This is a genomic window from Roseateles sp. P5_E11 (assembly GCF_054049355.1).
In genome coordinates this window covers 1-2,948 of sequence record NZ_JBFUMO010000662.1, presented here as the reverse complement: position 1 = coordinate 2,948, position 2,948 = coordinate 1, and the positions used below count along the sequence as shown (strand labels likewise).

Sequence of the window (2,948 nt, the reverse complement as noted above, 5' to 3'; positions counted from 1 at the left end):
GTTCAGATTTTCTTTGGTGTGCTCATGGACCTAAGCCAGCTTGGCGTGAAAATCACACGGCTCCGGCCGACCCACTATTCGAGCCAGCCTTGTGCAACCGGCCAGACTTCGCCGCTGACGTGGAGTGCTCCGGTGCCGTCCAGGCGTACGTGGAGTCTGCTGGGTCGATTGGCGAAGCGCCCCTGTGCGATCTCCAGCGGCAGCAGGGGGTCGACTAGGCGCCGGTGGAATAGGAAGGCGGCGGCAGGACCTGCGGCACTGCCTGTCGCCACGTCCTCCACGCGGCCCAGGTTGTCCCATGTTCGGATCTCAGGGCGGTCGACATCGAGCACGAGGACGAACTTGGCGCCCACGGCAGCTAGCAGAGCCTCGAGCTCGGCGCCCAAAACCGACGCGCGAGCTAGGGCTTCGCGCGTGACTGGGAGCACCAGGTACGCGAGCCCTGTGGAGATCACACGCGCACCAAGCGCTGGAGTCAGATCTCGTGATGACAAGCCGAGCGCCGCAAGAATCGGTCGCAGCAACTCCGGATCCGGTTCATCCCGGATTTCGGCCCGCCCCTGGTTCATCTCCGCGAGGAAGTGGCCATCACGCTGTTCCGTGCGGACAGGGACATCGCCAGATGGCAGCCTCAAGGTCCAAGATGCCGAGTTCTGTGTTGGTGCATGGACGCGATGCAGCACGGCGGCAGCGCCGAGCACGGGATGTCCGGCGAAGGGCAACTCCTCCTCCACGGTGAACACGCGGGCGCGGGCGCCGACTGGCGTGACCTCGGACAGGAAGATGGACTCGAAGTGCTTCATCTCCCGTGGGAGTTCGAGCATGCGGTCGGCGCTCCATCGCTCAGTTTCCAGGAACACGGTCAGGCTGTTCCCGGTCAGGGGCGCGGTGGCGAAAACATCGACATGGAAATAGCGCGTTGTCTTCATGGGGGACCAGCGACGTTGAGTGATTCGGGAGATGCGTCAGCGTGTGCGATTACGCGTCGTTTGGCCGGTTTCAGGGCTGCGCCTGGCTATCGCGGGCGCCAACCGGAACGATCGACGCCGCAATGAGATCAACCTCGACGGTGGCGTTCTTGAGCAGTCCGTAAGTACCGAGGGAGGTCCGTGTATGGACGCCAACCGGCCCCATCACGGCGTACAGCAGCTCGGAGGCACCGTCGGCGACCTCGCTGTGCTGCGTGAAGTCCTGGGCGCATTGGATGATCACGGTCATCCGCATCACGGACTGGACCTGGCTCAGAGATCCCAGCGAGGCCTTCAGCAGCGAGAGCGCCCTGAGGATGCAGATCTTCGCCGCCCACTGCGCCTGCGCCACCGTGACGTCTGACCCCGCGCGGCCGGTCACCGCGATCGTGTCGCCGACCCGGGGAATCTGGCCGCTCACGTAGATCGCCTCGCCGTGGCGGACGACGGGAACATAGTTGCCGCCGATCTTGAGTTCGCCGCCGTTGGGAAACCTCAGTGACACCGCAGCGCGGGCGAATTCGATGTCTCTGTCCATGAGGTGTCATCTCGTCGCAACGTCGGTTGGAGGTCCTGTGTTGCCCATCATGGAATCGATCACTGCGCGCGCCCAGGGGGTGCGGATTGCAACTGAAACGAGTCCGACGGTGTTTGACATCGACTGCGGCGGCTCGCGTGATCGAATGCGGTTGTCGTCTAAATGCTCGGGTTTCCGAGCGTCGTGGACGCTGCATCGCAATCCTTCACTCCGACATCGCCATGCTCAACCTCAGACCCAATTGCGAGTGCTGTGACCGGGACCTCCCTGCTGAGAGCAGAGACGCCATGATCTGCAGCTTCGAGTGCACCTTCTGCACGGACTGCGCGACCCAGCGGCTGGGATCTCGATGCCCCAATTGCGGTGGGAACTTTGCGCCCCGGCCAACACGCGTCGGTGCCGCCCTGGAACGCCACCCAGCCTCCGCAGAGCGCGTCAGCAAGCCGTCGGGTTGCGATTGAGCCGCAGAGCTCTTCGGCGCTATTTGGATGGTGCCTCAGCGGCTCGCTGGTTCCGGCGTAGGTTCTGACGGGSGAGCCGCAGGCGGTCCTCGGCCATCTGTTGACGGGCGATGCGGTCCTCCTCGTCGGCATCGGCCGCCGCATGCATCGCCTCGGCGCGCGACCTGGCCTCGCGGCGCTCGCGGGCACTGAGGCGGGTCTGGGCGGCCTGCGCCTCACGACTGATCGCCCAGTCGGCCTCGGTGTAGCGTCCACGGCCCGTGCGGCACTGTCGGGCTCGGCGCACTTCATCCTGCATGAACTGACGCTCCTCGTCACCGAAGGTTGTCGAGTTGCCGCGGGTTTCCATGGCGCGGATCTCGCTGTCGCCGGGACAGACATTGGCAGCTCGACCCACGGGGGCCGAGGCCGGCTCGATGGCAGGCGCCACCGCCGCGCGAGCTGCGCCGGGCCGCAATCCGTCGGCCACATTCGGCTGCAGACTTCGCGCCGACAAAGGTTCGCTGGCCCCTGAACAGGGTCGATCGGCGTAGCGCACCTGTCCGGCCTCATCGCACTTCCAGACCTGTTGACCCCAGGCGCTGCCCTGCGACAGCCACAGGCCCAGGCAAACCGTGGACCACAAGCTCGAACGGCCCCTCACCGCTCAGCTCCCCATGCCGGGATGGGTGGGTGGAAGCTCGCCCGGATCGTGCTCGTCCCGCTCAACACGAACATTGAATCCTTCCGTTGCTTGCGGCGCCTCGAAGTACGAGGAGATGTGGACGAACTCGGTCTCCGTCAAGGCATGCGAACCTTCCGGACGCTCGATGTTGCGCTTGGCGATGCGCTGCAGGCAGACTGGATCTGGCGTCTCGAGGAAGTGCAGCACATGCTCGGCCTGGGTCTGCGCGAGCAGGGCGCTGAACCAGGCCCGACCAGCCCTGGTGTTGGCCTGGAAGTCCAGCACGACGGACTGGCCGGCGTTCAGCAGGTCGACGG

5 protein-coding genes are annotated in these 2,948 nt (G+C 65.3%); 1 reads left to right on the top strand and 4 read right to left on the bottom strand.

The genetic code is table 11. The features are described from left to right. Window positions 1–74: 74 nt before the first annotated feature. Both ACXJKR_RS28785 and ACXJKR_RS28780 read right to left on the bottom strand, forming a co-directional pair. Window positions 75–929: a PhzF family phenazine biosynthesis protein gene (locus ACXJKR_RS28785; protein ID WP_457325751.1), complete on the bottom strand. Its 855-nt coding sequence runs from the start codon at window positions 927–929 to the stop codon at window positions 75–77. A gap of 70 nt (window positions 930–999) precedes the next feature. Further along, window positions 1,000–1,506 carry a RidA family protein gene (locus ACXJKR_RS28780; RefSeq protein WP_457325750.1) on the bottom strand — a complete coding sequence of 169 codons (507 nt, stop codon included), beginning with the start codon at window positions 1,504–1,506 and terminating at the stop codon, window positions 1,000–1,002. Window positions 1,507–1,727: 221 nt separating this feature from the next. Here ACXJKR_RS28780 and ACXJKR_RS28775 point away from each other — a divergent pair, with 221 nt between their 5' ends. Further along, the gene (locus ACXJKR_RS28775; protein WP_457325749.1) at window positions 1,728–1,967 is read left to right on the top strand and encodes a DUF1272 domain-containing protein; all 240 of its coding nucleotides are present in this window, start codon (window positions 1,728–1,730) and stop codon (window positions 1,965–1,967) included. Window positions 1,968–1,986: 19 nt separating this feature from the next. On the opposite strand, the gene ACXJKR_RS28770 is transcribed toward ACXJKR_RS28775, so the two are convergent. After that, the gene (locus ACXJKR_RS28770) at window positions 1,987–2,505 is read right to left on the bottom strand and encodes a hypothetical protein (protein WP_457325748.1); all 519 of its coding nucleotides are present in this window, start codon (window positions 2,503–2,505) and stop codon (window positions 1,987–1,989) included. Between the two features lie 108 nt (window positions 2,506–2,613). Continuing rightward, window positions 2,614–2,948: AAA family ATPase (locus tag ACXJKR_RS28765; RefSeq protein WP_457325747.1), on the bottom strand; the 335-nt coding region annotated here is incomplete at its 5' end.